Origin of the sequence: Asticcacaulis biprosthecium C19 (genome assembly GCF_000204015.1) — a bacterium.
Classification (GTDB): Bacteria; Pseudomonadota; Alphaproteobacteria; order Caulobacterales; family Caulobacteraceae; genus Asticcacaulis; species Asticcacaulis biprosthecius.
Genome location: NZ_GL883079.1, coordinates 635,572 through 661,370, shown reverse-complemented (window position 1 = coordinate 661,370; position 25,799 = coordinate 635,572). Strand labels below are relative to the sequence as shown.

Genomic DNA, 25,799 nt, shown 5'->3' with positions numbered 1-25,799 from the left:
GGAGGGCGTCCGTGCCAAGGGGCCGGGCGTAAGACGGAGATGATCAACAATATAGTCAGTTTCCCACAGTTGCCCGACGTGACTCAGGTCAAGCCGGTGTCGGATTCGGCCAAGCCTGTCGCTGCCGCAGAGGCGGCTTCCGCGCCGAAGGAGCAGAATCAAGGCAACGATCTGTCGCAAAAAGGCCAGGATAAAGGTCCGGCTCCGGAATATTCCCTGCGTCTGACCGTCGATAAGGACCCCAATACGGGGGACTGGGTTTACAAAGCGATCGATCGCTACACCGGAGAGGTGGTTCGTCAGTTACCACGTCAGGAACTTCTCGACATGAAAAAATCCGGTAACTACGAAGCGGGTTCCGTTATAAAAACAGACGTTTAGGCGTCAGTTCTAAGGTTATAGATTGTAAGTTGTCCCCGTGCATTATCTTAATGCGCGGCAAAATGCGTTTGCGCTTGTTAACCCTTTGCTTACCATAAACGTTAAGACTTGAGTGAGTCGGCAAGTCATCGGAGGTCAGCAAATCATGGCTGCAAGCGTACATACTAATACATCGGCGATGATTGCGTTACAGAATTTGAACGCAACCAATCGCAATATGGACGAGGTCCAGAAGCGGATCAGCACCGGTCTGGACGTATCCACGGCGAAAGACAATTCGGCGGTCTATTCAATCGCCCAGAGCCAACGCGCCGACCTGTCGGGTCTGAACGCGGTTCGCGACAGTCTCAACCGTGCCAATTCGATTGCCGACGTCTCTATGGCGGCTGGGGAATCGATCTCGGATATGATGAACCAGCTCCGCGAAAAGGTCGTCGCGGGGATGGACAGCTCGATTGACACTGCGTCGCGAAATGCCCTGAATAGTGATTATCAGGCCATCGTAAAACAGATCAAGCAGATCTCGGACAATGCGACATTTAACGGCAGCAATCTGTTCGACGGCTCAATCCCGAATCCTATTCAGTTCATTGCGAACGCCGACGCAGACGCCACGATCACCTTGTCCGTAAAGGATTTGACGTTCGGTGGCACGATTATTACCCTGGCCAGCGATGCAAACATTCTGACCGCTGCCACGGCGACAGCGCTGCTCTCGAACCTTGATACGTCCATTTCCAACGTGAACGCGGCTTTGGGTGAGTTGGGCTCTCAAGCCCGGCAGATCGAAGGGCATCTATCGTTCATAGCAAAGCTGGATGATGCGATTAGTTCTGGTATCGGCAACCTGGTCGACGCCGACATGGCCAAGGAAAGCTCACGTCTGCAGGCGCTTCAGGTTCAGCAGCAGTTGGGTACGCAATCCTTGTCGATCGCCAACCAGGGTCCGCAGCAGATCCTGTCCCTGTTCCAGGGCTGATACAGAACCGCCTCCGACATCCGAAACCGACGGGAAAAAGGCGAGCGCAAGCTCGCCTTTTTCTTTGGGTTGTGTCGGGTGGGCGCAAAAAGTTTACGCTTCTTAAGCTTTGTTGCCGGATACTGAGCGTGACTCAACCCTCTGACTCGGCAAGTTTTTCCCCGTGATCTCGTTCGACAGCTCATTTTTGACGAGTTACTACAACGCCAAATCCGGCGTCAGCGGCGGTGCGTCAGGTGGTTCAGGCCTGGTTCTGGGCAAGACGACATCGCCGACCGGCAAGGCCGAGGCGCCGCGCACCCCGTGGGGGACGGGCTCGGGGATGATGGACGACAAGGCCCTGGTCAAAAACGTCCTGGCCGGTCACCGTTTCATCAACCAGAATGCCGCCGTGTCCGACGTGATCGGCGCGTCAGCCGACTACACCAAGTTGTTCACCCTGTATCAGGGCCTCAATGCTCTGGAAGGCCTGGCCCAAAAGGCGCAGGACAGCACCCTCAGCGACCTGACACTGGCAGCCGTACGGCGCCGTTTCCAGACCGGCATGGGTGAAGTCCAGAACTACGTCAAGGACACGAAGTTTGACCACATCAGCCTGACCGAAGGTACGCTGACGGAAAAGCTGAAGAACGAAGTCGGGGTCGGTCGGACCAATTCCGTCTATACCGGGCCGGGTATCCATACCGGTTCGGCAACGAGTTCGGTCAAGGCCTTTGAAGGCGACGTCAAGTTCAGTATCGCGGTCAAGAAGATCGGCTCGGCGACCCCATTTAATGTCGATATTGACCTGGCTGACATGTCCGGCACGCGATCAATGTCCAATGTCGTTGGCTATATCAATTCCAAGCTGAAAGAGCAGGGGCTGGCGACCAAGTTTATCGTCAACCGCACCCCGGCCGTCGCCGAGACCCAGGTGGTCAACGGCAAGACGATCACGCTGTCCAAGGGCGTCGACAGCTATGGTCTGAAAATCCAGGGCGTGTCGTATGAAGACCTGACGATGAGCGCGCCGACGACGGCCGATGCCGTCTATGTCGTCCAGACCACCGGCGATCCGGAAAAGAAAACCGTCGTCAAGGATGACGCCGGCAAGACCAAGAAGGGCGAGGACGGCAAACCGGTCACCGAAGTCGGCAAGGATGTCAGCTCGCAATTGGTCAAGTTCCAGGCCGACGAAGGCGATCTGGTCGCCGATCCGTCGTCCAAGGTCGGAACCAAGTTTTGGGTGGAGGGGCAGGAGGCCAATGTCGCCCTGTCGCCGAACATCACCTCTGTCCGCCAGACCGTGTCGGGCGCCGACGGTTCGGTCTACGTCCTGGCTGATGTCGAAGGCGATATCAACGACCAGGCTATCAAGGGCAAACAGGATGTAGCCCTGATCAAGTACGACTCCGCCGGCAAGGTGGTCTTCACCCGCACCCTGGGCGCGTCAGATACGGCTTCCGGCTACGCCATGTCGGTGTCGGACGATGGCCGCGTCGCCCTGGCCGGATCGGTGACGGGCGCCTTAAACATCTCCAAGACCGAGACCAAGACCTATGGTACCGGCGAAAAGGCGACGACCGCCACCTTGACCACCAATGTCAGCACCAACGGCGTCAATGAGTCTCTCAGCGACAGCTTCGTCACCGTCTTCGACAAATATGGTGTCGAGGAATGGACGCAGCGTCGCGGCGCCACCCAGGAAGATCAGGCGACGTCGGTCGCTTTTGGCGATGATGGTGCGGTCTATGTCGGCGGCAAGACCAAGTCTTTGGTGCCGGGTGCTGCCAGTGGCGCGGCTGGCGGCTATGATGGCTACATCATGGGCTTTTCGAAGACGGGCGATGCTCGCTTTTCGGTCCAGACCGGGACGGCCAACAGCGACACCACCTCGCAACTGGTCGTCGATGGGGACACCGTCTATGCCGCCAGCATCGAAGACGGCAACGCTGTCGTGCGTAGCTATGACGTCAGTTCGAACACGACGACGACCGACGGCAAGACGACGACCACGTGGGCGGCGGATGTCGCCAATACCCGAAACCTGGGCGGTATCGGTGGCGGCAATATCACCGGTTTTTCTCTGATCGACGGCAAGATCTATCTCGGCGGTTCTACCGGCAACGGTAAACTTATGGAAACCACAGCCAACGTAACGAAGGCCTATTCAGGTGGCCAGGACGCGTTTGCGCTGTCGATCGATGCCGACCTGACCAACACCTCGGACGATAAGCTCGCCTATTATGGTGGCGCCGGCATCGAAAAAGATGCTCAGGTCAAGTTCGCCGACGATGGCAAGGCCTGGATCGCGGGCAACACCGACGGCGAAATCGCCGGGACAGCGGTGACCAGCACGCGCAAGGGCGTCAGGGACGCTTTCCTCGCCAAGCTGGATGTCGAAAATGGCGATGTCGAGTTCCAGAAGCGCTATACCGGTCAGGACGGCGTCGTATCGCCCAATGCCATTGCCATCTCCAAGGGTGGCTCAAGCGTGCTGGACCGCATGGGGCTGCCCCAGGGCGCGATCATGCAAAAAGACCTGGGCGTCGACGTCAAGGGCAAGATCGAAGCCAATACCCGTATTGTGTCATCTACGGCCGTCCGTACCGGCGATCAGTTCTACATGGTCGATCCGTCGTCGGGCGCTCGCAAGACCATCACCATCGACGCCGACGAAACCCTTGAAAGCCTGTCGAAGAAGATCGTCCGCGGGTCGGGCTACCGGCTCAAGGTCGATATCATGAAGATGACGGGCGAGCCACTGAGCCAACTGAATATCCAGCCGTCGAACAAGTCCAGCAAGATGGAGTTCGTCGCCGGGCCGTCCGGCCGTGACGCTCTGGAGGGGCTTGGTCTGGCGCCAGGGATTGTCTCGGCCGACGCCAACAAGGTGATGGACGCCAAGGCCAGCAACTATACCAAGACCCAGAAGATGATGGGCCTTGAATTCGACGGCTCGCTGAACCTGGCGACCGAAGCCAATGTCAAGTCGGCATTGGAGTCGCTTAAGGGTGTCATGAAGAACGTCCAGAAGGCGTACAACTACCTGAAGTACGGCGATCCGCAGGAAACGGACAGCAAGAAAAAGGGCAAGTCGTCGGGGCAGGCGCCGGCCTACCTGACCAATCAGATCAACAATTACCAGGCGGCGCTCAACCGCCTCACCGGCGGCGGTTAGCCACACCGCGCGGACCTTCCCTCAGACCCTTGACAGCTGCGCCAGAACAAGGCCTTTAGTCGAATTGAACGACGGGTGAAATTCGGCTTGACCGCGTCGCCCAATGGTTGATTTTTGCGACAGGGAGGGGGAAGGTTTTGGCGATGAAGGGTAATACACGCTGGCAGTTCGTTGCGATCGGCGCTGCCGTCGCTATTGCTGCGGCCATCGGACTGGCGATGATGCTGAACAAGGGTCACAAGGATGATCCTAAGATGAACGGCGAACCGCCCAGCCTGAAGTTCGATATTGCCGATCCCACGCCGCAACTCGATCCCAAGAAGCCCCTGCGCTGCTACGTCAACGGGGCCGACGTCGGTGAACTGACCCTGGCCGACTGCGCCAAGAAAAACGGTGTTGCCACCGGTCAGTTGGATGTCGGCGTCGATGATCAGGGCAACGTGGCCGCCGCGCCGACCGGGTCGCTGGTGCCGGTTCCCGGAGCCCCAACCTCGGCGACGCCGGGTACGACAGCGCCGGTGGCTGAGCCTGAGCCCACAGGCGAAATCGTCCCTGAAACGGCCAAGGTGGCCACAGGGCCGACCGCACCGTGCCTGCGTTACAACTCCAATAGCTGGAATCGTCTGCGCGACGACCTGACTCTTGGCCAATGCGCGGCCCTGCTGTTCGACAGCCGCTGTGTCTCGCCCGGCAACGCATCCTACGGACGCTGGGGCGAAAAGACGTTGCGTCTGGTCCCCAAGCGGGTGGAAATTTCCGACGACAATACCAATTTCCGGACCCTGGTCGAACAGGGCAAGGGCTGCTCCGTCCCGGCGCAGTAAGGAAGGAATGACGATGAACTGGAAGGCGATGGCCGTTATGGCCCTGGCAGGTACCGCTGCATTTGGCCTCACGGCGTGCGAGAAGCGCTTGAAGTCACCTGGGGAACGCGGGGTCTGTTATTCGGTTGGTCACCCGGCGTCGGGTGAGGTGAAATTCAACGTCATTGCCCGCGACGTCCCGACCCTGGAACACTGCGCGGTTCAGTTGTACAATGTTCGTATGCAGCGTCTGGCGACCGGCACGACGTCTGACTGGACGGAAGGCAGCTACGGCGGCAGCTTCCTGTGGGCGAACAATCGTGAAGTTCGCTACTCGCAGCATTATGAGGGGCCGCGCCTGCCGTTCCTCGTTCGGGCGCCGGGCAATCGCCTGGTTCAGCCGGGCTCAATCGTCATCGAGGACGAGGCGCCGTCCGGTCCCGTCACCGTGGAATTGCCGGACAATCTGCCGACCAAGCCGTAAGGCACAAGACAACAGGTTCGCGAATCGGCGGGCCTGTTGACATTGTTGGAACAAAATGAGAACATAAATTGTAACGCCCGTTGGAAAACAACTGGATCGGCGCGCATTGTCCTCTGAGGCGATTTCTGCAACCGGAGCCAATATCATCAGCCGTTGTTTTTCAACAAACGCAAAAGAAGTGTTAACACCTGTCCGCGTGCCGGCCGTAAAGCTTGGCTTGGACGGGAGAAGTCTCTAATGTCCCCTCAATGAGTCGTTGCCGCTTCGTTGCCAGACTCAACGGAAATCGTGCGGCAGAGAGAAGAAAGCGAAAGTCCCATGGCAGGCAGTGTCAACAAGGTCATCCTTATCGGTAATCTCGGCAAGGATCCGGAAATCCGTACCCTCAATTCCGGCGACCGCGTCGCCAATCTGACCGTTGCGACCTCTGAGCAGTGGCGCGACAAGGCGACCGGCGAACGCAAGGAAAAAACAGAATGGCACCGCGTCGTCATCTTCAACGACAACCTGGCCAAGATCGCTGAACAGTATCTGCGCAAGGGTTCGACCGTCTATCTGGAAGGTAGCCTGCAGACCCGTAAGTGGACTGACCAGAGCGGTGTTGAAAAGTACTCGACCGAAGTGGTGCTGCAGAAGTTCCGCGGTGAACTGACCCTGCTGGGCGGTCGTGGCGACAGCGGCGGGGGCCGCAGCGAAAGCGGTGGCGGCGGCTACAACGAGTATGAAGACAACAACAGCTACGGCGGTCCGCCGGCCTCGGCTGGTCAGCGCGCCCCAGCATCCGGCCCGGCCCAGAATTTCGATCTGGACGACGAAATTCCGTTCTAATAGATCGGGCGTAAATCCGCAGTAACCCGTGGAGGCGGACGGTACGACGCCGTCCGTTTCTTCACAAACCCAAGACAGTGACTAAATGAACGATACGACCAACGGCGATGATGAACTCCCTGAGCCTTCTTCCGGAGGACCTTCTTCTGGAGGTACGCCGCCGCCGCCGCAAGGCATCGCCTATATCTCGATCGAGGCCGAGCTAAAACGCTCCTATCTCGACTATGCCATGAGCGTTATCGTTTCGCGGGCGCTTCCCGACGCCCGCGACGGCCTGAAACCTGTGCACCGGCGTATTATCTACGCCATGCACGAGGAAGGCCGGACCTCGGACAAGAAGTACGTCAAGTCGGCCAACATCGTCGGCGACGTCATGGGCCGCTATCACCCGCACGGTGACAGCGCCATCTATGACGCCCTGGTGCGGATGGCCCAGCCCTTCTCGATGAGCCTGCTGCTGGTCGATGGCCAGGGCAATTTCGGCTCGGTTGACGGCGACCCGCCGGCGGCTATGCGTTACACCGAAAGCCGGATGACCAAGGCGGCCGAAGCCCTGGTCGCAGACATCGAAAAGCAGACGATCGACTTCACCGACAACTACGATGGCAGCCGTCGCGAGCCGTCGGTCCTGCCATCGCGTATCCCCAACCTGCTGGTCAATGGCGCCGGTGGCATCGCGGTCGGTATGGCGACCAATATTCCACCGCACAATCTGGGCGAAATCGTCGACGCCTGCCTGGCGGTTCTGGACGATCCGTCGGTGTCGATGGAAGATCTGCTGAGCATCGTTCCCGGGCCGGACTATCCGACTGGCGGCGAGATCCTGGGCCGTTCCGGCGCCCGTCTGGCGCTGATGACCGGCCGCGGTTCGGTCGTGACCCGCGGCAAGGCCAGCATTGAAACCATCCGCAAGGATCGCGAAGCCATCGTCATCACCGAGATCCCGTATCAGGTGAACAAGTCGTCGATGATCGAACACATCGCTGAACTGGTCCGAGACAAGCGTATCGAGGGCATTTCCGATGTCCGCGACGAATCCGACCGCCAGGGCATGCGCGTTGTCGTCGAGCTGAAGCGTGACGCCTCGGGCGATGTCATCCTGAACCAGTTGTATCGCTTTACGTCGCTGCAAACCTCGTTCGGCGTCAACATGCTGGCGCTTGACCACGGGCGACCGCAGCAGATGGGCCTGCGTCGCCTGCTCGACATCTTCCTCGATTTCCGCGAGGACGTTGTCGTCCGCCGTATCCGTTTCGAGCTGAACAAGGCGCGCGACCGCGGCCACGTCCTGGTCGGCATGACCATTGCCGTCGCCAACATTGACGAAGTCATCCATATCATCCGGTCTTCGGCAGATCCGAGCGAAGCGCGTGAGCGCCTGTGCGCCAAGACCTGGCCGTCGGGCGATATGGCGCCGCTGATCGACCTGATCGCCGATCCGCGCTCCATCGTTTTGGAAGGCGCCCAGGTGCGCCTGACCGACGAACAGGCCCGCGCCATCCTGGCCCTGACCCTGTCGCGCCTGACCGGCCTGGGCCGCGACGAAATCGGCGACGAGGCCAGGGCGCTTTCGAGCGCCATTGCCGGCTATCTCGAAATCCTGTCGTCGCGCGAACGCATCATGGCGATCGTTCGCGAGGAACTGGTCGAGGTCAAGGCCCAGTTCGCCGTGCCGCGCCGGACCCAGATTGCCGAATCCGAAGGCGATATCGAGGACGAGGACCTGATCCCGCGTGAGGACATGGTCGTCACCGTGACCCATTCCGGCTATGTCAAACGCACGCCGCTATCGATGTACCGTGAGCAGCATCGCGGCGGCAAAGGCCGCTCGGGCATGGCCATGAAGGACGAGGACGCCATTATCGGCGTCTATACCGCCTCGACCCATCAGCCGATGCTGTTTTTCTCGTCGACGGGCAAGGCCTTCAAGCTGAAAGTATGGCGTCTGCCGGTGGGCAACCCGCAGTCCAAGGGCAAGGCCTTCGTCAACCTGCTGCCAATCGAGCCCGGTGACAATATCAGCAACATCCTGGCCCTTCCCGAAGAAGAAGCCGGCTGGGACAAGCTGGACATTATCTTCGCCACCAGGTCGGGCGATATCCGCCGCAACAAGCTGTCGGACTTCGTCAACGTCAACCGGGCCGGCAAGATCGCCATGAAGCTGGAAGAGGGCGACGCCATTGTCGGTGTTGCCGTCTGCAGCGACGATCAGGACGTGCTGTTGTCGACCTCGGGCGGACGGGCGATCCGTTTTGCCGTCGATGAGGTCCGCGTCTTCAAGGGCCGGGATTCGACTGGCGTCCGTGGTGTGCGCTTGCTGGGTGACGACAAGGTCATCTCCATGGCCATTCTGAAGCGGTCCGACGCGATTGCGGCTGAGCGGGCGGCCTATCTGAAGCGCGCCTCGGCCGAACGCACCGCCCTGATCGGCAGTGCCGATGACGAAGCGCCGGCCGTGGTCGAAGACGACTCTGAGGAAACTTCGGACATCGCCGAATTGACCGACGAACGCTATGCCGAGCTGAAAAACCAGGAAGAGTTCATCCTGACCATTTCCGATGTCGGCTTCGGCAAGCGCAGTTCATCGTTCGAATTCCGGCGGACCGGCCGGGGCGGGCAGGGCATTGTCGCCATGGATATGAGCAAGCGCGGCGGCAAGCTGGCGGCCTGTTTCCCGATCGAGGCGACGGATGGCATCCTTCTGGTCACCCAGGGAGGGCAACTGATCCGCACCAGCGTGCGTCAGGTGCGGATTGCCGGCCGTAACACCCAGGGCGTGACCATCTTCCGCACGGCAGGTGGCGAGCGCGTGGTATCGGTCGAGCGGCTGCCTGACAGCGGCGAAGACGAAGCTGGCACCGACGAGGCACCAGCTATCAGCAACGAGACCTAATCACAGGATCACAAGGGGCGGCGCATGCGGATCGGACTTTATCCGGGGACCTTCGACCCGATCACCAACGGTCATACCGACATCATCGGCCGGGCCGTGAAACTGGTCGACAAACTGGTCATCGGCGTCGCGCGCAATACCGGCAAGGGGCCGACCTTCACCCTTGAGGAACGGGTCGAGATGATCGTCGAACAGACGGCGCATCTGGGCAATATCGAGGTGCGGCCCTTCTCGAGCCTGCTGATGCACTTTGCTGAAGAAATTGGCGCCTCGGTCATTATTCGCGGCCTGCGCGCCGTGGCGGACTTCGAATACGAATTCCAGATGACGGCGATGAACCAGCAATTGAACCGAGAGATCGAGACGGTTTTTCTGATGGCCGACCCGCGTCATCAGGCGATTGCGTCACGCCTGGTCAAAGAAATAGCTCAATTAGGCGGCAGTATCCGTCCCTTCGTGGCGGAAAGTGTTGAAAAGCGCCTCCTCGCCAAGGTAAGAAGCTAGTCGAACAGTCACAGCGGGACGAAATATGTCAGTTTTGAAAAAGGCGCTCTTGGTGGGGGCGGCGGCCTTTGCGGCGTTGGCCGGCATGGCCGGAGCCCAGACACTGGAACCGGGCTACCGGAATCTGGACGCTGAGAACACGCTGGTCATCGATACGACCAAGGGCCGCGTGATCGTCGAAATGTTGCCGCAACTGGCGCCGGGCCATGTTGAACGCATGAAGACCCTGACGCGCCAAAAATTCTATGATGGCCTGATCTTCCATCGCGTCATGGAGGATTTCATGGCCCAGACGGGCGATCCGCAGGGCACCGGCCAGGGCGGTTCGGAGATGCCGGACCTGACGGCGGAGTTCACGACACGCCGCGATGCCAGTTTTCCGCTGGTGGTGGCCGCCAAGCCGGTCGGTTCGCAGGTCGGTTTTGTTGGCGCCATGCCGGTGAAGTCCCAGGTCAATGAGTTGATGGCCATGACAGCCGACGCGAAGGTCAATGCCTGGGGCCTGTTCTGTCAGGGCTCCTTGGGCATGGCCCGGGACTCTCAGCCCAACTCGGCCAACAGCCAGTTCTTCCTGATGCGTGGCGCCAGTTCGTTCCTGGAAACTCGCTACACCGCCTTTGGCACCGTCATTTCCGGCCTGGATGTCGTCCGCAAGTTGAAGATCGGCGAACCACCGGTCAATCCCGACAAGATGCTGACCGTGCGTCTCCTGGCCGATATTCCGGAGGCCGAACGTCCTCAGATCATCGTCATGGACACCAACTCGCCGCAGTTCAAGACCGTTCTGGACGGTGTGCTGAAGGAAAAGGGCGACGGCTTCTCGGTGTGTGACGTTACCGTACCGATCAAGGACCTGGCGCCCCCACCGGCGGCACCGGTCGCTTCCAATTAAGAAATCGGGCGGATCTTCGGGGCCGCCTTTTTTATGCCGGTCCCTTGCTGCGGCCGCGCCGACGGCGGCGAGTCTTCTTGCGCGCCATGGAGAGCAGAAGACCTTCGCGCAGACCACGGTCAGCCACCCGCAGCCGGGTGCATGGCCATTGCCGCTGGACGGCCTCCAGAATGGCGGCGCCGGCCAGCACCAGGTCGGCACGGTCGCGTCCAATGCACGGTTCCAGTTCGCGCCCGGACCGCCCCAACTGAAGCAGCTTGTCGATCACCGTGCGGCAATGGCGATGCTCCATCCACAGCCCGTCGACCTGGGAGCGGTCATAGCGATCCAGCCCCAGGTGCATGCCGGCCAGCGACGTGATCGCCCCCGAGGTTCCTACAATATAGGCCTCGCCGGCGGCAAAATGCGGACGCAGTCCGTCTGCGGCGCTGAAATTTCCGAGCCGTTGGGTCACGTCATCGACCATGGTTTCGAACCAGGCTTCCGGATCGCCGGTCTCCGGCTCCGGAAAGCGTTCGGCCAGGTTGACGACTCCGACCGGCAGCGAAATCCAGTGGCGCGGCCGTGGCATGTGCCGGCTCATGCGCAGTGTCCGCTGTTGGGCATCCAGTTGCGACCCATCGCCTTCGCCGGCGCCACCCTGGGCCAGTTCGACCCAACTCAGTTCCGTCGACCCACCACCGACATCCATGACCAGGGCTGCCCGTGCAATCGGATCCAGGTCGCGGCCATCCAGCAGGGAGGCGCAACCCATGACCGACAAATGGGCTTCTTCCTCAGGGCTGATGATGGTCAGTTTCAGGCCCGTCTCGCGCTCGACGCGGGCGATAAAGTCGCGGCCGTTGCGAGCGATGCGGCAGGCCTGCGTAGCGACGGCGCGAACCTGGGCAGCGCCGCGCTTTTCGATCTTTTCGGCGCAGATCTTCAGCGCCTTCATGGCGCGTTCCATGGCGCGGTCGTGCAACCGGCCGGAATGGGCCAGGCCTTCGCCTAGCCGAACGATGCGCGAAAAGGCCTCGACGATCTTGAACTGCGAATTGCTGAAGGTGGCGATCATGAGGCGGCAATTGTTGGTGCCGAGGTCGAGCGCGGCATAGATGCCGGACTCGCGTCCACCTTTTGGCGCCGAATCACGGCGGCCTGCGGCGGTGCCCCGCCGCACATATGAGGGAGCCCCGGTCATGGCTCATACCCCGCTTATTGCGTTGGACGCCCGCGGCATCCCTTCACAGGTACCTTAGGGCGAGGCGGTTACAATGCCAACCGCTTTTTGAAAGATTATGAGATTCAGCGGGATAGGTCCGGCTTTTGATATATTCGCCGTTAACCACATTCCGCCGTTCATGAAAATGCAAAAAAGCCGACAACCGAATGGGGAAGGGGCATGAAATCCGCTGGCAACCGGGTGCACTATGATCGGGCTCAGGGGGAGTACGGGTCTCAAACATGCAAGAACAGCGCGCAAAATTTGATATCGGTCAGATCGTGAAGCACAATCTGTTCGAGTTCCGTGGCGTCATCTTCGATGTCGATCCCGAGTTCGCCAATACCGACGAATGGTGGGAAGCCATTCCCGAGAGCGTACGTCCGAGCAAGAACCAGCCCTTCTATCATCTGTTGGCTGAGAACGGCGACAGCCACTATGTCGCCTATGCCTCCGAAGGCAATCTATGCCCGGACACCGCCGGTGGGCCGCTGCACCACCCACAGACCCGTCTGTTGTTCGATCGCTATGAGAATGGGCGCTATCTGCCCAAGGTGCGACTGGCGAACTGAGGCGTCGTGGCGGCGGCCTGTGGGCCTCATTGGCAAAGCCAACGGCTCTGTTTGTAGTGGTCGCGCAGGTTGGTCAGCAGTTCGATGTGCAGGCCTTGTTCCGGTTCGTTCGTGGACCTGATCCGTTCGTAAAGGTCATGGTCGGGCATTTCTAGGATGTGCTCGAACATGAACAGGTCGGGATCTACCAGGGCAGGCACGACAGCCTGCGCGAAGGATGACATGATGATGTCCATCTCGCGGAAGCCGCGATAGTTTGCACGATAGAGACAGGCCTGCCGGCGCGCGTCGAGACCATCCAGACCGCTCCCGGCATGAAGCATGATCCCTTTGGCCTCGGCGACCATGGCGGTGAGGCCATGCATCAGCGCGCCACCGATAAGATAACGCCCCATATTGATCCCGCGGATCTGGGGGACGCGCGCCAGCAGCCGCTGCGCTTCAAAATCCAGCCCGTGCCCGGCCTGTACGCCCAATCCGTGCCGCGACGCATAGCGCGCCATGGAGGAAAGGTGGGTAAATCTTTCGTCCACAAGTTTCAGATTGCCGCCCCGTATAGCGTCGCACAAATCGCTCGTGTCGAATTCGATGCCGTCAACGTCAGATTTCAGCGCGTTTTCAACTGCCTCCAGGCCTGCATCTATCGAGACGTAGCAGCGTGCGCCAATGTCTTTCAAACGCTGACAGGCAGATTTGATTTGGCCCAGGTTGCCGCGGAAACTGAGGCCATAGCTTTGGGGGCTGCCGATCTTGCTCTCGGCGGTTAAACAGACGACATCGGGCCGAAATTTCAGCGCCGTCGTGATCAGCGGGCCTGCGCTCCACAGGCGCAACTGAAATGACCTGTCCATCTCCGAACAGACTCGCCTGACCTGCTCGAAATCGTCCTCGCGGACCAGCCAACGCTCATCGGTCAGGTGGAGCAAAATGCCGTCTGCCCCGCCACGCAGACCAGCCTCCGCGATAGCGGCCAAAGACATGGAGGGTTCTTTGCGGACCATCGGCAACATGGCGGCGCTGGCGATGCTCAAATTCAGCTTGCGAGGCTGCATAGCGACGGTCATGGCAACAATCCGTTCAGAAGGACCTGGTTAAAAAAGGCTGTCCGATCGCCGGCAATCCACTGAGCAGCCTCTGGCTAAGGCCGGGCGCCGGACGAGATACTGAAGGGATTACGTTCGCTGCCGCGCGCAGGATGAGTGGCAAAATGCCACACGCGAAAGCCACCATACACGCGGTCTTAGGGCGTGTGCCGCTTCATCTTGAAGCGACGGAAACAGACATGCAAAGCTGCAGGGTGCGAGAGGCGACGCTGCCTCAAATTCCAGCGCCTCACGCTTTCACCACGGACGAAGCTGCTGTCCATCGTGAAGACCGGCCAGACTTCGTCTTCAGACGCCGACCGAAGCGGCGGCGCGCCGGCCGGTAACAATTGGCCACATATTGTATGGGGTAAATGTCGTCTTTGCCATGATTATGTCACGCAAGCCAATTTAAGTTGACTTGGTGAGCCCGCTGGGACTCGAACCCAGGACCCTCTGATTAAAAGTCAGATGCTCTAGCCAGCTGAGCTACGGGCTCTTGCCAAAGACGTAACGGCTTGACCCGGAACCAAAAAGGGTGGATCAAACGTGAGCGACTACATAGAGGGGAGTTCCGCATTGCGCAAGCGCGCGAGGCCATTTTTGTGTATTGTTTTTTTATGCCCGGAAGCTGTCATAAGTACAGTCGGGGCGGAGGCGGGTGAATGAGCTTATGGCCTGATCAGGCTGATGGGGGGCGAACCATGACACGAAGCCGGACGGTTTTCGTCACAGCCTGTTTAATGATAGTTTCACTGAGCCTTGGCGCCTGCGCGTCATCGCCGGAATATCCCATCGATACGGCGCCGCCGCGTGAGGGCGACAAGGTCCGTCCAGAGAATGGGGCGCGCGAGGATGGCCGCGGCCGTGAATCGGCCAGCACCGAACGCATGCGCCAGAGCACTGAGGACAATAACGACTGGGGTGACGCCTTTACCGCGCCGCTCGAAGACTTCAATCTCAAGCGCCAGGACATTCCGGAAATCCTGCAAAACGCTGTCATCAAGCCCTACGACCTGGCGGGGCTGGACAACTGCGAAGCCATCGCCTCTCAGGTCGCGCAGTTGGACGCTCTGCTGGGCCGGGATTTCGACGAACCCCCGCCCCCCAAGGACGAGCGTACCAATAGCGAAAAAGGCAAGGCCTTCGCCAATAAGCAGGCCGTCGGTGCGGTGCGTGGCGCGACCCGTGGCATTGTTCCCTTCCGCGGCGCGATTCGTTACCTGTCGGGCGCTGACAAGCACCAGAAGCAACTCGACAACGCTATCCAGGCCGGCAAGGTGCGTCGCGCCTACCTGAAGGGTGTCGGCATGAACAAGAACTGCGCCCCGCCAGCGGCGCCCTCGTGGTTCAAGCCGCGGGTCTATGTCGAGACCTACGTTCAGCCGCCTAAGCCCGTCGCAGACGTACCGGTAAAGAAGACGACGTCGAAAAAGCGGACCAGCAAGAAACGCAGATAAAAAAACGGCCGGGACATTCCCGGCCGTTTCTCTTTTTCAGGCTGTTTTTGTTGGTCAGAACGACTTGCGGATCGACAGACCGAAGGTCCGCGGATCATTGACCATGCCGGTCAGGTTGTTGAAGTCGATGGCGCTTTCGGCGCGAATCTCGTCCGTGATGTTGCGGACGAAGGCGGCGTACTCGGTGCCGTCGTCGCTCAGATATCCGACCCGCAGGCCGCCAATGAACTCGGGCTTGCCTTCGAATTCGACCGCTTCATAGAGGAAGAAGTTGACCTCGGAACGGTAGAACCAGTCGGTGTAGGCAAAGATCTGCGCCCCATTGTCGAGCGGCCAGGCATAGCGGGCCGTGAAGTTGGCGACATATTTCGGCGCCTGGGGCAAGGGGTTACCGTCAATCATGGCCAGCCCACCGACGATCGGATCCTTGACCGTACACATGCCTGAGCCGCAAGGACCAACGCCCAGGGTCGCATCCTGGATTTCGGTGTAGTTATAGCTGGCACCGGCCGTCAGCAGCAGGTTGGCCATCGGCTTGGCGGTCAGGTCCAGTTCCAGTCCGTAACCGATTGCCTTGTCAGCATTGATCAGCTTGGCTGAATTGTTGCTGCCGCCGACCGCCGTCAGTTGCAGGTCTTCGGTTTCAAAGCTGTAAACCGAAGCCGCCAGGCTCAGCTTGCGCTCGAAATAAACCGATTTCATACCGGCTTCATACGAGATGGTCGATTGGGCTTCCACGGTCGGCACGGTCGGCGTGAAGACGAAGTTGACCCGATCCTGAATCGCAGGCCCGAGATAGCCGGTGGCGATTCGGCCGTAGAGGTTGGTCGTCGGGGTCAGTTCGTAGGTGACGCTGAGGTCGCCCGAGACATTGTCACCGCGCACCGTGGTCTCAGCCGGCAGGGTAACGCCGGACACCACTGGGGTACCGGAAATCTCGTCGGTCTTGCGGTCGGCCGAGAAACGCAGACCGCCCCGTACGGTCAGCAGTTCTGTGGGCTTGTATACGCCCGACACAAACAGGCCGGTGTTGGTCTGGTAGTTTTCGTGGAGGACATTGGCGTTGGCGACGCCGGCGCCGTCAAAGTTCAGTTCGTTGTAAAACAGCTTCTGTTCGAAGAAATAGACGCCGGTCTGGGCGCTGAAATTGCCCCAAGGTTCAAACTCGAAACGCACTTCCTGGCTCAGTTCCTGCGGCTTGGAGATACCTCCGGTGCTGCTCGGGAACAGGGCGTTGTTCAGGCCCAGCGGCGGGAAGACATAGGTGTCGCCGCCATCGATATCGCCCGAGCTCTCGACCTTGGCGGTCTCATAGCCGGTGATCGAGCGCAGGGTGCCAACGCCGTCGAAGCTGTAGTTCAGTTGCAGGCCGACGCCCGACGACGAAAGTTCCTGCGACGTGACGCCGTCCAGGGCGACCTTTTCGACATCGAAGCCGTCGGAGAAATCGTTAGTGCCCTTTTTGAACAAGCCGGCGCGGAAAACGCGCGGCGTACCGTCCAGGCTGCGGGCGTGGATGTTGAACAGGCCGTCGAAGCTACCCTTGGTATACGACAACTGAGCGCGAACGGCGCGGTCGGTATAGCCTTCCAGCATGTCGTTGGCGACGCCGGTCGTGGCGGTGTTCTCGACCCAGTCGTCGCGATGCTGGATCTGGCCCGACAGGCGGAAATTGATGCCTTCGGTGATCGGCCCGGTGACCGCGGCTTCCAGGTTGGTGCTGCCATAGGTGCCGATCGAGGCGCTGCCGAAGCCGCCGAAAACATCCGATGGCTTGGCGGAATTGATCTTGATCACACCGGCTGGGGTGTTGCGGCCGAACAGCGTGCCTTGCGGGCCGCGCAGGACTTCGACCGAGGCAACGTCGAACACCGGGAAGGCTTTCAGCAGCGGGCTTTCCAGGGCGACGTCGTCATAGACGACCGACACCGGCTGGGCGGCATTGACGTCGAAGTCGGTATTGCCCAGGCCGCGGATGTAAAAACGTGGATAGGTCCGGCCGAACGACGATTCGGCGATCAGGGACGGCACGCGCCCCGACAGCATACGAATGTCCTGGCCAGAAGAGTTGAGGACCCCGAGCTTTTCGCCGGAGATGGCCGAGACGGCGACGGGGACGTCGCGGGCGGCTTCGCTGCGCCGTGTGGCAGTAACGATGACTTCGTCGCCTTCCTGCGCGATCGCCGGAAGGGCGGAGGCAAGAATAAGGGTGGAGACACCGCCCAGCAGGACGGCGAGACGCGTGGATTTCGATGACAACATGGGCATGTTCCCTCAGATGTGAAGAGACGTGCCTTCCTTGCCGCTGCCTGCCCGGTTTATTGATCCGGCCCCGTTGTGGGGTCCGCAATAGGCGCAGGGTTACGCCGCCATGACGCATTTGCAACAGAATTGCTGCATGTGCGTCATAAAGCTCGCCACTGTGGCGAAAATGCAGTTTACGTAGCGTCATGCCCAAAAGTGCCAGAAACGAACTTTGGCACCTTTTGGATAAACACGATGCGTCAAAACCTAGTCACGCGTCCAACGGCTGAGTAGGTCAGCGCGCAGGCTGTCGAAGGTGCCAGCGGCAATGGCGCCACGCATCCGGATCATCAGGGCCTGGAAGAAGGCGATGTTGTGCCACGACAGCAGCATCTGCCCCAGGATCTCCTCGGCGCGAACGAGATGGTGCAGATAGGCCTTGGAATAGTCGCGGCTGGCCGGGCAGTCGCTGGTCGCGTCCAGCGGCGTGTCGTCCTCGGCGAAGCGGGCGTTCTTCATATTGATCGGTCCGTCCCAGGTCCACACCTGGCCATGGCGGCCCGACCGGGTCGGCAGCACGCAGTCAAACATGTCGACGCCGCGCGCCACGCCTTCCAGCAGGTCGATCGGCTTGCCGACCCCCATCAGATAGCGCGGCTTGTCCCATGGCAGCAGGGGGGCACAAAAATCCAACGTGTCACACATGGCGCGGTGGCCTTCGCCTACGGCCAGCCCACCGATGGCATAGCCGTCGAAACCGATGCCCAGTAGACGGTCGGTCGATTCGCGGCGCAGGTGCTCGAAGGTCGAGCCCTGCTGAATGCCGAACAAAACCTGGCTGTCGCGCGTGCCGAACGCCTGCTTTGAACGCAGGCCCCACCGCGCCGACAGTTGCAGCGCTTCCTGGGCGCGCTTTTCCTCGGCCGGCCATGACACGCACTCGTCAAGCTGCATGACTATGTCCGAGCCCAGCAGGTCGGCCTGGATCTCGATGGACCGTTCCGGCGACAGGACGTGTTTCGACCCGTCGATATGCGAGGCGAAGGTGACGGCGTCCTCCTTGACCTTGGAGATCTTGGACAGGCTCATCACCTGAAATCCGCCGCTGTCGGTCAGGATCGGACCGTCCCAGCCCATGAACTTATGCAGCCCGCCCAACCGTTTCACCCGCTCGGGCCCCGGTCGCAGCATCAGGTGATAGGTGTTGCCCAGGATGATCTTGGCGTGGCTCTGCCGGACCATGTCCAGGGTCAGCGCCTTGACCGTAGCGGCCGTACCGACGGGCATGAAGATGGGAGTCGGGATATCACCGCGCGGCGTTTTCAGCACGCCCGTGCGGGCCTGGCCTTGTGACGCATGGATCGTAAAGGGAAAAGCGCTCATGTTACGTTTCTTGGTTTTTAGAAATGTTGTCGATCAGGCAGGCGTCGCCGTAGGAAAAGAAGCGGTAGCCGGTTTCGATGGCGTGGCGGTAGGCGGCCTTCATCGTATCGGTTCCGGCCAGGGCGCTGACCAACATAAACAGGGTCGACTTGGGCAGGTGAAAATTGGTCAGCACCAGGTCGCACGACCGCACCACCACACCGGGTGTGATGAAGATGGCAGTCTCGGAAGCAAAGGCGTGAATGGTGCCTTGCGGATCGCAAGCGCTTTCGAGCAACCGCAGCGAGGTCGTCCCCACACAGACGATCCGGCCGCCGGCGATCCGGGCGGCATTGATACGCGCGGCAGACTCCGCGGAGATGACGCCGAGTTCGGCGTGCATGATGTGGTCGCGCGTGTCCTCGACCTTCATTGGCAGGAAGGTGCCTGCGCCGACATGTAGGGTAATCCGCTCTATGCCGACCCCTTGCGATTGCAACACTTCCAGTAATTGAGAAGTAAAGTGCAGGCCCGCCGTCGGGGCGGCGACCGACCCTTCCTCATTGGCGAAGACGGTCTGATAGTCGCGCTTGTCCTGATCGTCTTCGCGCCGTTTCGACCGTATGTAGGGTGGCAAGGGCATGGCGCCGATGACATGAAGCCGCTCGACTAGCACCTCGGGCGTGTGGTGGAAGTCGAGCGTATAGCGGCCGTCTTCCGCCTTGGCGGCGACGGTCGCTTGTAGTTTGATATCACTGCCGAAATGCAAGTCATCGCCGATACGGACCTTGCGGCCGGGCTTCAGGAAGGCTTGCCACTGGGTGGCACCGGTGGCCTTGATCAGGGTGGCTTCGATGGCGACGTCGGCGCCATCTCGGCGGCGGATCCCGTGCAGTTGCGCCGGCAGGACCTTGGTGTCGTTGACGACCAGCAGGTCGCCGGATTTCAAGAAGGCGGCAATGTCCCCGACCCTGGCATCGGTCAGACCGCCTTGCGCGTCGATGCGCAACAGGCGTGCGGATTCGCGCGGCTCGGCGGGACGCAGGGCGATAAGGTCGTCGGGTAGGTCAAAGTCGAAGTCGGAAACCAGCATGGCGCGTCTCAAACGCGCAAACGTCGCTCAGGTCAAGGCTTAAACAGCCAGGGCTTTCTGTAAGTAGCCACGCTGGACCTTGATCCAGTCCAGCCCTTCATCAAAACTGTTGAATAGTTCCGTTGTGCGCGTCGGAAACAGCGACTGGGTTACCGGAAGGCGCGCCCGGACCAGGGAATCGTCGCTGATGATGGCGGTGAAACAGCCACGATCGCGGCCATTGGCAAACAAGGCCCAGCGCTTGCCCAGGTCTTCGATCTCGCCGACCAGGACGGTGCCGTCATAGCGACGCATGTCGATGATGCAGTCATAGGTCCAGATTTCATCGACCTTGAGCAGTTGTCCCATCATGCCGTCATTGATATCATCGCCTTCGATCTCGCCGAAATAGCGCGCAACGAAGATGCGACTGGTCTCGTCAAAGGTGATAGTTATCCGCGATCGGCTCATGACGGGCTCAGTCCTGGCAGTGGATAGTCACCCTGCCACAACGGACTTAAGGCTTTGTTGAGATGGCCGCCGAATGTCGGTTCAGGCAGCCAGGGCCGTATCGGCTTTCAGCCAGTCCAGCCCTTCGTCGAAGGATTCGAACACGGCGATGCCACGGTCGGGCATGGCGCTGCGCATCTCGCGCAGTTGCAGGTTCAGGACGGGGCAGGGACTGACCAGAGCCATCCGCCGGTCGCGGTCGCGGCCTTCGGTCAGGGCGGTCCATTTCTGCGTGAGGAAGGACAGGTAATCGCCGGAGAGATCCGCTTCGTAGCGGCGGAAATCGAACAGGGCATCGTAGGACCAGGACTCGTCCACCTGGCTCAGGCTGTCTATCAGGTCGGGCGTGTTATGGTCATCGCACAGACTGTGCAGGCGGACAAACAGGATGCGATTAGCGGCATCGATATTCAGGCTGATACGCGAACGCTTGGGCATGGTACTCTGCTACTATTACGCTACTAAACTAAGACCCATACTTTTAAGGGTATGGGTCTTAACAAGCCTTTAAGTTGTGACGCGAGTGGTCACCGATCAGGCAACGTCCGCGGCGACGCGCATGGTGACGATCTTGCCGGGGGTGCGCGGCGGCTCACCCTTGGGCAGGGCGTCGACATTTTCCATGCCTTCGGTCACTTCGCCCCAGACCGTGTATTGCTTGTCCAGGAAGCGGGCGTCGTCCAGGCAAATAAAGAACTGGCTGTCGGCCGAGTCCGGGTTTTGCGAGCGGGCCATCGAGCAGACGCCGCGAATATGGGGTTCAGCGTTAAACTCGGCCTTGATCTTCTTGCCCGAACCGCCAAAGCCCTGGCCCTGCGGGTCGCCGCCCTGGGCCATGAAGCCCGGGATAACGCGGTGGAAGACGATGCCGTCATAGAAGCTTTCGCGCGCCAGTTCCTTGATGCGGCTGACGTGGTTTGGCGCCAGATCGGGGCGCAGGCGGATCGTCACCGGGCCGGTGTCGAGCGTCAGGATGAGGGTGTTTTCGGGATCATCGGCCATGGTGGAGGTTCCTTGTGGGCAGAAAATTGCGGCCCTGACATAGGCGTTAGGCTGAGGGATTGCAAACCGGAATCGTCAGCCGCATTCGGCGGGCAGTTGCCGGTTGATGGGAAGTTGCTCGCAGGCACGCTTGATTTCGTCGTGGATCATCTTGCACGAATTGTCGACGTGGCAGGGCGGATGGGTGGGTGGCGACAGCAGGGTGCAGCGCTTGACCAGCTTACGGGCTTCCTCGTCGCCGATTTCCAGGCGGCAGGAGCCGGCCATTTCCGAGGAGTCGACAAAGGTGAGTTGCGGCCCGCTGGAGGAGACAAAAGCTTGGACGGCCTGCGCTTCGGCGGCGGTGGCGACATCGGCCGGCTTTTCGGATGGCCCGCAGGCGGACAGCATCAGCAGCGGTATCAGGAACAGGGCAGGGCGCATGGGGCCTCCTTTCGGGCTACGGGCGGTTTAGCGGTTTGCATGTAAGAAAGGAATTGGAACCTTTTCCTTCCGTGCTCCACAAGGGACTGTTATAGACGCGACATGAACGATACCCCCGAAGAGCCCGAACGCCGCCGTATGGTCAAGCCGCCCGAAGGCGGAACCCTGGCCGGCCGCGGCAAAGGCCACACCGCCGTCAAGACTGCCAAGTACCGCACGCAATCCTCCGCCAAGTGGCTGGAGCGGCAATTGAACGACCCCTACGTCCAGCAGGCCAAGGCCGAGGGCTGGCGGTCGCGCGCCGCCTTCAAGCTGATCGAGATCGACGAGCGCTTTCACCTGCTCAAGCGCGGCTCTAGGGTCATCGACCTGGGCTGTGCCCCGGGCGGTTGGGTCCAGGTTGCGAAAAAGCGTGGCGCGGCGCATGTGGTCGGCGTCGACCTGTTGCCGGTCGATCCGGTGCCGGGCGCCGATATACTGGAGGCCGATTTCACCGATCCGGCCATCGGGCCGCAACTGATCGAATTGATGGGCGGCAAGCCCGATATCGTACTGTCCGACCTCGCGCACAATACGGTTGGCCACAAACAGACCGACCACCTCAAGATCATGGGCTTGCTGGAGATGGCCGGCGATTTCGCGCTCGAAAACCTAAAGCCGGGTGGCGCCTTTGTTGCCAAGGCTTTCCAGGGTGGTGAGACCGAAGAACTGCTGCTGAAGCTGAAACTCGCCTTCGATGTGGTCAAACATATGAAACCCAAGTCCAGCCGCGCTGGCTCGACGGAAATCTACATCGTCGCGACGGGGTTCAGAGGCTAATTGCCATTGCCGCCCTGCCATCGCGAGGCTAAGCTTATTTTGTAAGATGGAGGGTTGGCTGTGAAGAAACTGGTTGTTGCTATTCTTGTCGTCGTCGTGGCCATGTTCCTGGGCTGGGCGACCTATCCCTACTGGACGGCGGGCTCGGCCGAGGTCACGGTCACCCATGTCGAGAACAAGCTGATGGAGCGCAACGGCGATCGCCAGGATGTCTATCTGGTTTTCACCAATGACGGCACCTATCGCAACACCGACAGCCTGCACTATTTCAAGTTCAACTCGTCGGATATTCAGGGCAAGCTGGCTGAGCAGGGACGGTTCAAGATCAGCTATTACGGTTTCCGTATTCCGGTTCTGTCGGTCTACAAGAACATCACCAAGGCCGAAAAGATCGGTTAGCATGTCGTTCCAGGCCTATCTCGATACCATCCGCGAAAAGACGGGGCTGGGCCCCGACGACTTTCGCCGTATCGCCGCCGAACGCGGCTTGACGCAACACGCCGATATCCTCGCCTGGGCCAAGGGGGAGCTGGGCTTGGGGCACGGCCATGCCAACGCCATCGCGGCCGTGTTGAAGCAAGCAGCCACCGGCGGTCCGTCATCGGACGACGACAAGCTCGCCGCGCATTTTTCCGGTAACAAGGCGGCGTGGCGGACAGCTTTTGACGCCTTGGCAGCAGACGTGACAGCCTTTGGTGGCGATGTGGAGTTTGCGCCTGCGCAGAGCTACATCAACCTGAACCGCGGCAAGAAAAAATTCGGCATTGTTCAGATCGGCGTCGAGCGTATGGATGTCGGCATCAAGCTCAAAGGCTATGATCCTGGCGAACGTCTCGAAGCCGCCGGAAGCTGGAATACCATGGTGACGCATCGTGTCCGGGTGACGGCAGGGGCTCAGGTCGATAAGGAACTGCTGGGCTGGTTGCGCGCTGCCTATGACGCGGCTTAAGCGTCACTCGGCACATCCACATGTGCTTTTGACCGCAGACCGCGCCACGCCGCCCACATGAAAAGACCTGTCAAGGCACCCATACCGCCGAAGACTAGAAACAGGGGATTCCAGGCGTGCCAGGCCTCGGCGGGAATATCGGTACCTAAATGTGGTGGGCTAAGGAGTCCCCAAGCACCGGAGATGCCGTAGCCTATGACGAAACCAGCGAGTGTCATGGACCACCAATAGTCCATCTTCAGATGCGCCAATCCGAGCAGCGCCAGCATTCCGGGAAGCGCTACGCACGGCAACAACCACACGAACAAACTGATGGAACCTCGACCCGTCACAAAAATGCAGTTCAGGTCTACCCCTGAAGGCCCGCACCCCGATTTCAAGAGCGAAAACATGGTTCCGATGAGCGTTAAGGACAGCGGTCCGGCGAGGGCCGCAACACATGCCCGAAGGCCGATCGGTACCGGCTGGGCCTGCGGATGTGTCATGCCGCTGGTTCCTGACGTTCGTGCCCCCACGGGTTCGCGGGAAACGTCTTCCATACCAGTAGGGCCGTCAGACCGGCCAATGGGCTAAGGATCAGATAAGGTGACAGGAAAATCAGGGCATACAGCGGCACCAGCACCCAGATCGCAGGTGCGCCCAAGCCGTACAAGGCCACACCGACCAGGTTGACCACGACAAACCCGACGAAAAACGACCGCCAGGTTACAGACCACCACCTCAGGCGACCACGCCGGATCAGGCCCGCAAACATTGGTATGCCGATGATAGCGGCGATGATCAGGCTGAGGAAAAAAGTGAGGCTGAGCATGGTCGAGGCCAGCTCAAAACCGGAAATAGCCGTGCGTTCGCCGATAACGCCATAGGCCATCAGGCCGATGGCCGCCGCCCGTGCGGCGGCGGCGCCCAGAACGCTCAAGAAAATGCGCGGCAAGATCCACATCGTTTCCCCCTCCATAGAACCGCCCCAGCCTACCACAGATCCGGCGGCGTTACAGACACCACGACAACCGAAACAACAATTTGTTCCATCGCCTGCGACCCATGAACTGCCACGATGATCCAGGGCATGGATACGTACCACGAGACCATGCTGCCGTTGCGCGTGGTGTTCCTGCCATGTTGGGGACGTCGATTACCGGGTTGTAGATGACGGCGGCCTGAGCCCTGTCTTGGAGGCACCTGCAAATGGTCTTGGTTGGGGATTTCTCAATTGCCTCCGACGCCTTTCAACCATACTTTGCGGTGATGAAAACCTTCTACATGTCCTGGCCGTTCTGGGCCTTGTTATCGGCGGGATTCGCAGCGCTTACGGCTGTGTTCGCCAAGGTTGGAGTTGAAAACGTCAACTCCAACCTTGCGACGTTCATCCGGACGATTGTGATCCTGCTCGCAGCCGGTCTCCTGGTCGTCGCGACGGGAAGCTGGCACAACCCGTCGAGCATCTCCAACCGAACGTGGTTGTTTCTCATTCTGTCGGGTCTGGCCACGGGGGCATCCTGGTTCTGTTATTTTCATGCCCTCAAGCTGGGTGACGCCGCCCGAGTCGCACCGATCGACAAGCTGAGTGTCGTCTTTGTCGCCGCTTTTGCCGTGCTGTTCCTGGGCGAAAAGCTGAGCCTGGCCAACTGGGCAGGTGTCGGTCTGATCGCCGTTGGTGCTGTGTTGGTTTCGCTCCGCACCTGATCAATTTCCGACCGAAACCTTCGCATTTTGTATAGATGCCGCCAGCCGCAGCGAAGGACGAACAGGCTATGGCTGCCGCGAAGACTCGCGGGAGACGGAAGACATGTCCAGACTTGGAATATCGGGACTTATCGCCCTGGCAGGTTTTATCCTGGTTGCCTGCGAACCGCCGAAAAAAGCTTCAGGCCCGGTGAAGCCGGCGACCCTCGAAGTGATCGGCCACGAAACCGAACTGCTGAAGCTGACCCTGACAGCCGACGCGGAAAATCGTCTTGGATTGACCACTGTCGCTGTCGGTGAAGGCGCCCTGGGCCAGGCAATGAGGGTTCATGGCGAAGTCGTGGCGCCGGGCACCGCCGGCGGGACCAGCGACCCTGCAGCCCTTGCAGCAAACCAGGCCCGCGCTGATGGCGATGTCGCTCGTGCTCAGGCTCAACAGGAGCTCGCCCAGACAGCGGCCAGACGTGCCGACGACCTGGTCAAGGCGGAA

The 25,799-nt window shown here is 60.2% G+C and carries 27 protein-coding genes and 1 tRNA gene; 16 read left to right on the top strand and 12 right to left on the bottom strand.

Annotated elements, in window-relative coordinates; translation table 11 throughout:
• The first annotated feature begins 78 nt into the window (after positions 1–78).
• From ABI_RS18295 to ABI_RS18255, 9 genes are all read left to right on the top strand, one after another.
• The gene (locus ABI_RS18295) at positions 79–381 is read left to right on the top strand and encodes a flagellar protein FlaG (protein ID WP_245531393.1); all 303 of its coding nucleotides are present in this window, start codon (positions 79–81) and stop codon (positions 379–381) included.
• Positions 382–526: 145 nt separating this feature from the next.
• On the top strand, positions 527–1,360 hold the full coding sequence (locus ABI_RS18290) for a flagellin (protein WP_006274545.1): 834 nt from the start codon (positions 527–529) through the stop codon (positions 1,358–1,360).
• A 163-nt stretch (positions 1,361–1,523) separates the two neighbouring features.
• Positions 1,524–4,520, top strand: coding sequence for a hypothetical protein (locus tag ABI_RS18285; RefSeq protein WP_006274544.1), 2,997 nt, complete (start codon positions 1,524–1,526; stop codon positions 4,518–4,520).
• A 143-nt stretch (positions 4,521–4,663) separates the two neighbouring features.
• Positions 4,664–5,344: a hypothetical protein gene (locus ABI_RS18280; RefSeq protein WP_040309596.1), complete on the top strand. Its 681-nt coding sequence runs from the start codon at positions 4,664–4,666 to the stop codon at positions 5,342–5,344.
• Positions 5,345–5,357: 13 nt separating this feature from the next.
• Complete coding sequence (locus ABI_RS18275) at positions 5,358–5,807, top strand: hypothetical protein (RefSeq protein WP_157138988.1); 450 nt, start codon at positions 5,358–5,360, stop codon at positions 5,805–5,807.
• Between the two features lie 318 nt (positions 5,808–6,125).
• Positions 6,126–6,635 carry a single-stranded DNA-binding protein gene (gene ssb, locus ABI_RS18270; protein WP_006274541.1) on the top strand — a complete coding sequence of 170 codons (510 nt, stop codon included), beginning with the start codon at positions 6,126–6,128 and terminating at the stop codon, positions 6,633–6,635.
• Between the two features lie 85 nt (positions 6,636–6,720).
• Positions 6,721–9,528, top strand: a complete 2,808-nt coding sequence (gene gyrA / locus ABI_RS18265) for a DNA gyrase subunit A (protein ID WP_006274540.1) — start codon at positions 6,721–6,723, stop codon at positions 9,526–9,528.
• A gap of 24 nt (positions 9,529–9,552) precedes the next feature.
• Positions 9,553–10,032 (top strand): pantetheine-phosphate adenylyltransferase, encoded by a 480-nt coding sequence (gene coaD / locus ABI_RS18260; RefSeq protein ID WP_006274539.1) that lies wholly within the window; start codon positions 9,553–9,555, stop codon positions 10,030–10,032.
• A 25-nt stretch (positions 10,033–10,057) separates the two neighbouring features.
• Positions 10,058–10,924, top strand: coding sequence for a peptidylprolyl isomerase (locus tag ABI_RS18255; protein ID WP_006274538.1), 867 nt, complete (start codon positions 10,058–10,060; stop codon positions 10,922–10,924).
• A 31-nt stretch (positions 10,925–10,955) separates the two neighbouring features.
• On the opposite strand, the gene ABI_RS18250 is transcribed toward ABI_RS18255, so the two are convergent.
• Positions 10,956–12,107, bottom strand: a complete 1,152-nt coding sequence (locus ABI_RS18250; RefSeq protein ID WP_040309595.1) for a Ppx/GppA phosphatase family protein — start codon at positions 12,105–12,107, stop codon at positions 10,956–10,958.
• A gap of 263 nt (positions 12,108–12,370) precedes the next feature.
• On the opposite strand from ABI_RS18250, the gene hspQ reads away from it, so the two are divergent.
• A complete protein-coding gene (gene hspQ, locus ABI_RS18245; RefSeq protein WP_006274536.1) occupies positions 12,371–12,700 on the top strand; it encodes a heat shock protein HspQ in 330 nt (109 codons plus the stop codon).
• A 26-nt stretch (positions 12,701–12,726) separates the two neighbouring features.
• On the opposite strand, the gene ABI_RS18240 is transcribed toward hspQ, so the two are convergent.
• Together ABI_RS18240 and ABI_RS18235 are read right to left on the bottom strand one after the other, a co-directional pair.
• The gene (locus ABI_RS18240; protein ID WP_040309594.1) at positions 12,727–13,764 is read right to left on the bottom strand and encodes a pyridoxine 5'-phosphate synthase; all 1,038 of its coding nucleotides are present in this window, start codon (positions 13,762–13,764) and stop codon (positions 12,727–12,729) included.
• Between the two features lie 440 nt (positions 13,765–14,204).
• Positions 14,205–14,281, bottom strand: a tRNA-Lys gene (locus ABI_RS18235).
• Positions 14,282–14,525: 244 nt separating this feature from the next.
• Between ABI_RS18235 and ABI_RS18230 the strand changes: the two genes are divergently transcribed.
• Positions 14,526–15,242 (top strand): hypothetical protein, encoded by a 717-nt coding sequence (locus tag ABI_RS18230; protein WP_006274534.1) that lies wholly within the window; start codon positions 14,526–14,528, stop codon positions 15,240–15,242.
• A gap of 54 nt (positions 15,243–15,296) precedes the next feature.
• Here ABI_RS18230 and ABI_RS18225 read toward each other — a convergent pair whose 3' ends face one another.
• The 7 genes from ABI_RS18225 to ABI_RS18195 form a co-directional block, all read right to left on the bottom strand.
• Positions 15,297–17,504 (bottom strand): TonB-dependent receptor, encoded by a 2,208-nt coding sequence (locus ABI_RS18225; protein ID WP_006274533.1) that lies wholly within the window; start codon positions 17,502–17,504, stop codon positions 15,297–15,299.
• 249 nt (positions 17,505–17,753) lie between these two features.
• The gene (gene tgt / locus ABI_RS18220; protein WP_006274532.1) at positions 17,754–18,869 is read right to left on the bottom strand and encodes a tRNA guanosine(34) transglycosylase Tgt; all 1,116 of its coding nucleotides are present in this window, start codon (positions 18,867–18,869) and stop codon (positions 17,754–17,756) included.
• A gap of 1 nt (position 18,870) precedes the next feature.
• The gene (gene queA, locus ABI_RS18215) at positions 18,871–19,941 is read right to left on the bottom strand and encodes a tRNA preQ1(34) S-adenosylmethionine ribosyltransferase-isomerase QueA (protein ID WP_006274531.1); all 1,071 of its coding nucleotides are present in this window, start codon (positions 19,939–19,941) and stop codon (positions 18,871–18,873) included.
• A gap of 39 nt (positions 19,942–19,980) precedes the next feature.
• Positions 19,981–20,391 (bottom strand): hypothetical protein, encoded by a 411-nt coding sequence (locus tag ABI_RS18210; protein WP_006274530.1) that lies wholly within the window; start codon positions 20,389–20,391, stop codon positions 19,981–19,983.
• 81 nt (positions 20,392–20,472) lie between these two features.
• Complete coding sequence (locus tag ABI_RS18205; protein WP_006274529.1) at positions 20,473–20,868, bottom strand: hypothetical protein; 396 nt, start codon at positions 20,866–20,868, stop codon at positions 20,473–20,475.
• A 96-nt stretch (positions 20,869–20,964) separates the two neighbouring features.
• Positions 20,965–21,432, bottom strand: coding sequence for a peptidylprolyl isomerase (locus ABI_RS18200; RefSeq protein ID WP_040309592.1), 468 nt, complete (start codon positions 21,430–21,432; stop codon positions 20,965–20,967).
• A gap of 75 nt (positions 21,433–21,507) precedes the next feature.
• Positions 21,508–21,855, bottom strand: coding sequence for a hypothetical protein (locus tag ABI_RS18195; RefSeq protein ID WP_006274528.1), 348 nt, complete (start codon positions 21,853–21,855; stop codon positions 21,508–21,510).
• A 102-nt stretch (positions 21,856–21,957) separates the two neighbouring features.
• On the opposite strand from ABI_RS18195, the gene ABI_RS18190 reads away from it, so the two are divergent.
• The 3 genes from ABI_RS18190 to ABI_RS18180 are packed head-to-tail and all read left to right on the top strand — an operon-like array spanning position 21,958 to position 23,623.
• Positions 21,958–22,674, top strand: coding sequence for an RlmE family RNA methyltransferase (locus tag ABI_RS18190; RefSeq protein ID WP_040309591.1), 717 nt, complete (start codon positions 21,958–21,960; stop codon positions 22,672–22,674).
• A gap of 60 nt (positions 22,675–22,734) precedes the next feature.
• Complete coding sequence (locus tag ABI_RS18185; protein WP_006274526.1) at positions 22,735–23,073, top strand: DUF1523 family protein; 339 nt, start codon at positions 22,735–22,737, stop codon at positions 23,071–23,073.
• A gap of 1 nt (position 23,074) precedes the next feature.
• Positions 23,075–23,623, top strand: coding sequence for a DUF4287 domain-containing protein (locus tag ABI_RS18180; RefSeq protein WP_006274524.1), 549 nt, complete (start codon positions 23,075–23,077; stop codon positions 23,621–23,623).
• Here the strand turns inward: ABI_RS18180 and ABI_RS18175 are convergent.
• Both ABI_RS18175 and ABI_RS18170 read right to left on the bottom strand, forming a co-directional pair.
• A complete protein-coding gene (locus ABI_RS18175; RefSeq protein ID WP_040309590.1) occupies positions 23,620–24,108 on the bottom strand; it encodes a hypothetical protein in 489 nt (162 codons plus the stop codon). The two genes, ABI_RS18180 and ABI_RS18175, sit on opposite strands and share 4 nt — an antisense overlap.
• Positions 24,105–24,566, bottom strand: coding sequence for a hypothetical protein (locus ABI_RS18170; RefSeq protein WP_006274523.1), 462 nt, complete (start codon positions 24,564–24,566; stop codon positions 24,105–24,107). The genes ABI_RS18175 and ABI_RS18170 overlap by 4 nt, the downstream gene beginning before the upstream one ends.
• 320 nt (positions 24,567–24,886) lie before the next feature.
• Here ABI_RS18170 and ABI_RS18165 point away from each other — a divergent pair, with 320 nt between their 5' ends.
• A complete protein-coding gene (locus ABI_RS18165) occupies positions 24,887–25,309 on the top strand; it encodes an EamA family transporter (RefSeq protein ID WP_245531392.1) in 423 nt (140 codons plus the stop codon).
• A 103-nt stretch (positions 25,310–25,412) separates the two neighbouring features.
• Positions 25,413–25,799: hypothetical protein (locus tag ABI_RS25770; RefSeq protein ID WP_211211192.1), on the top strand; the 387-nt coding region annotated here is incomplete at its 3' end.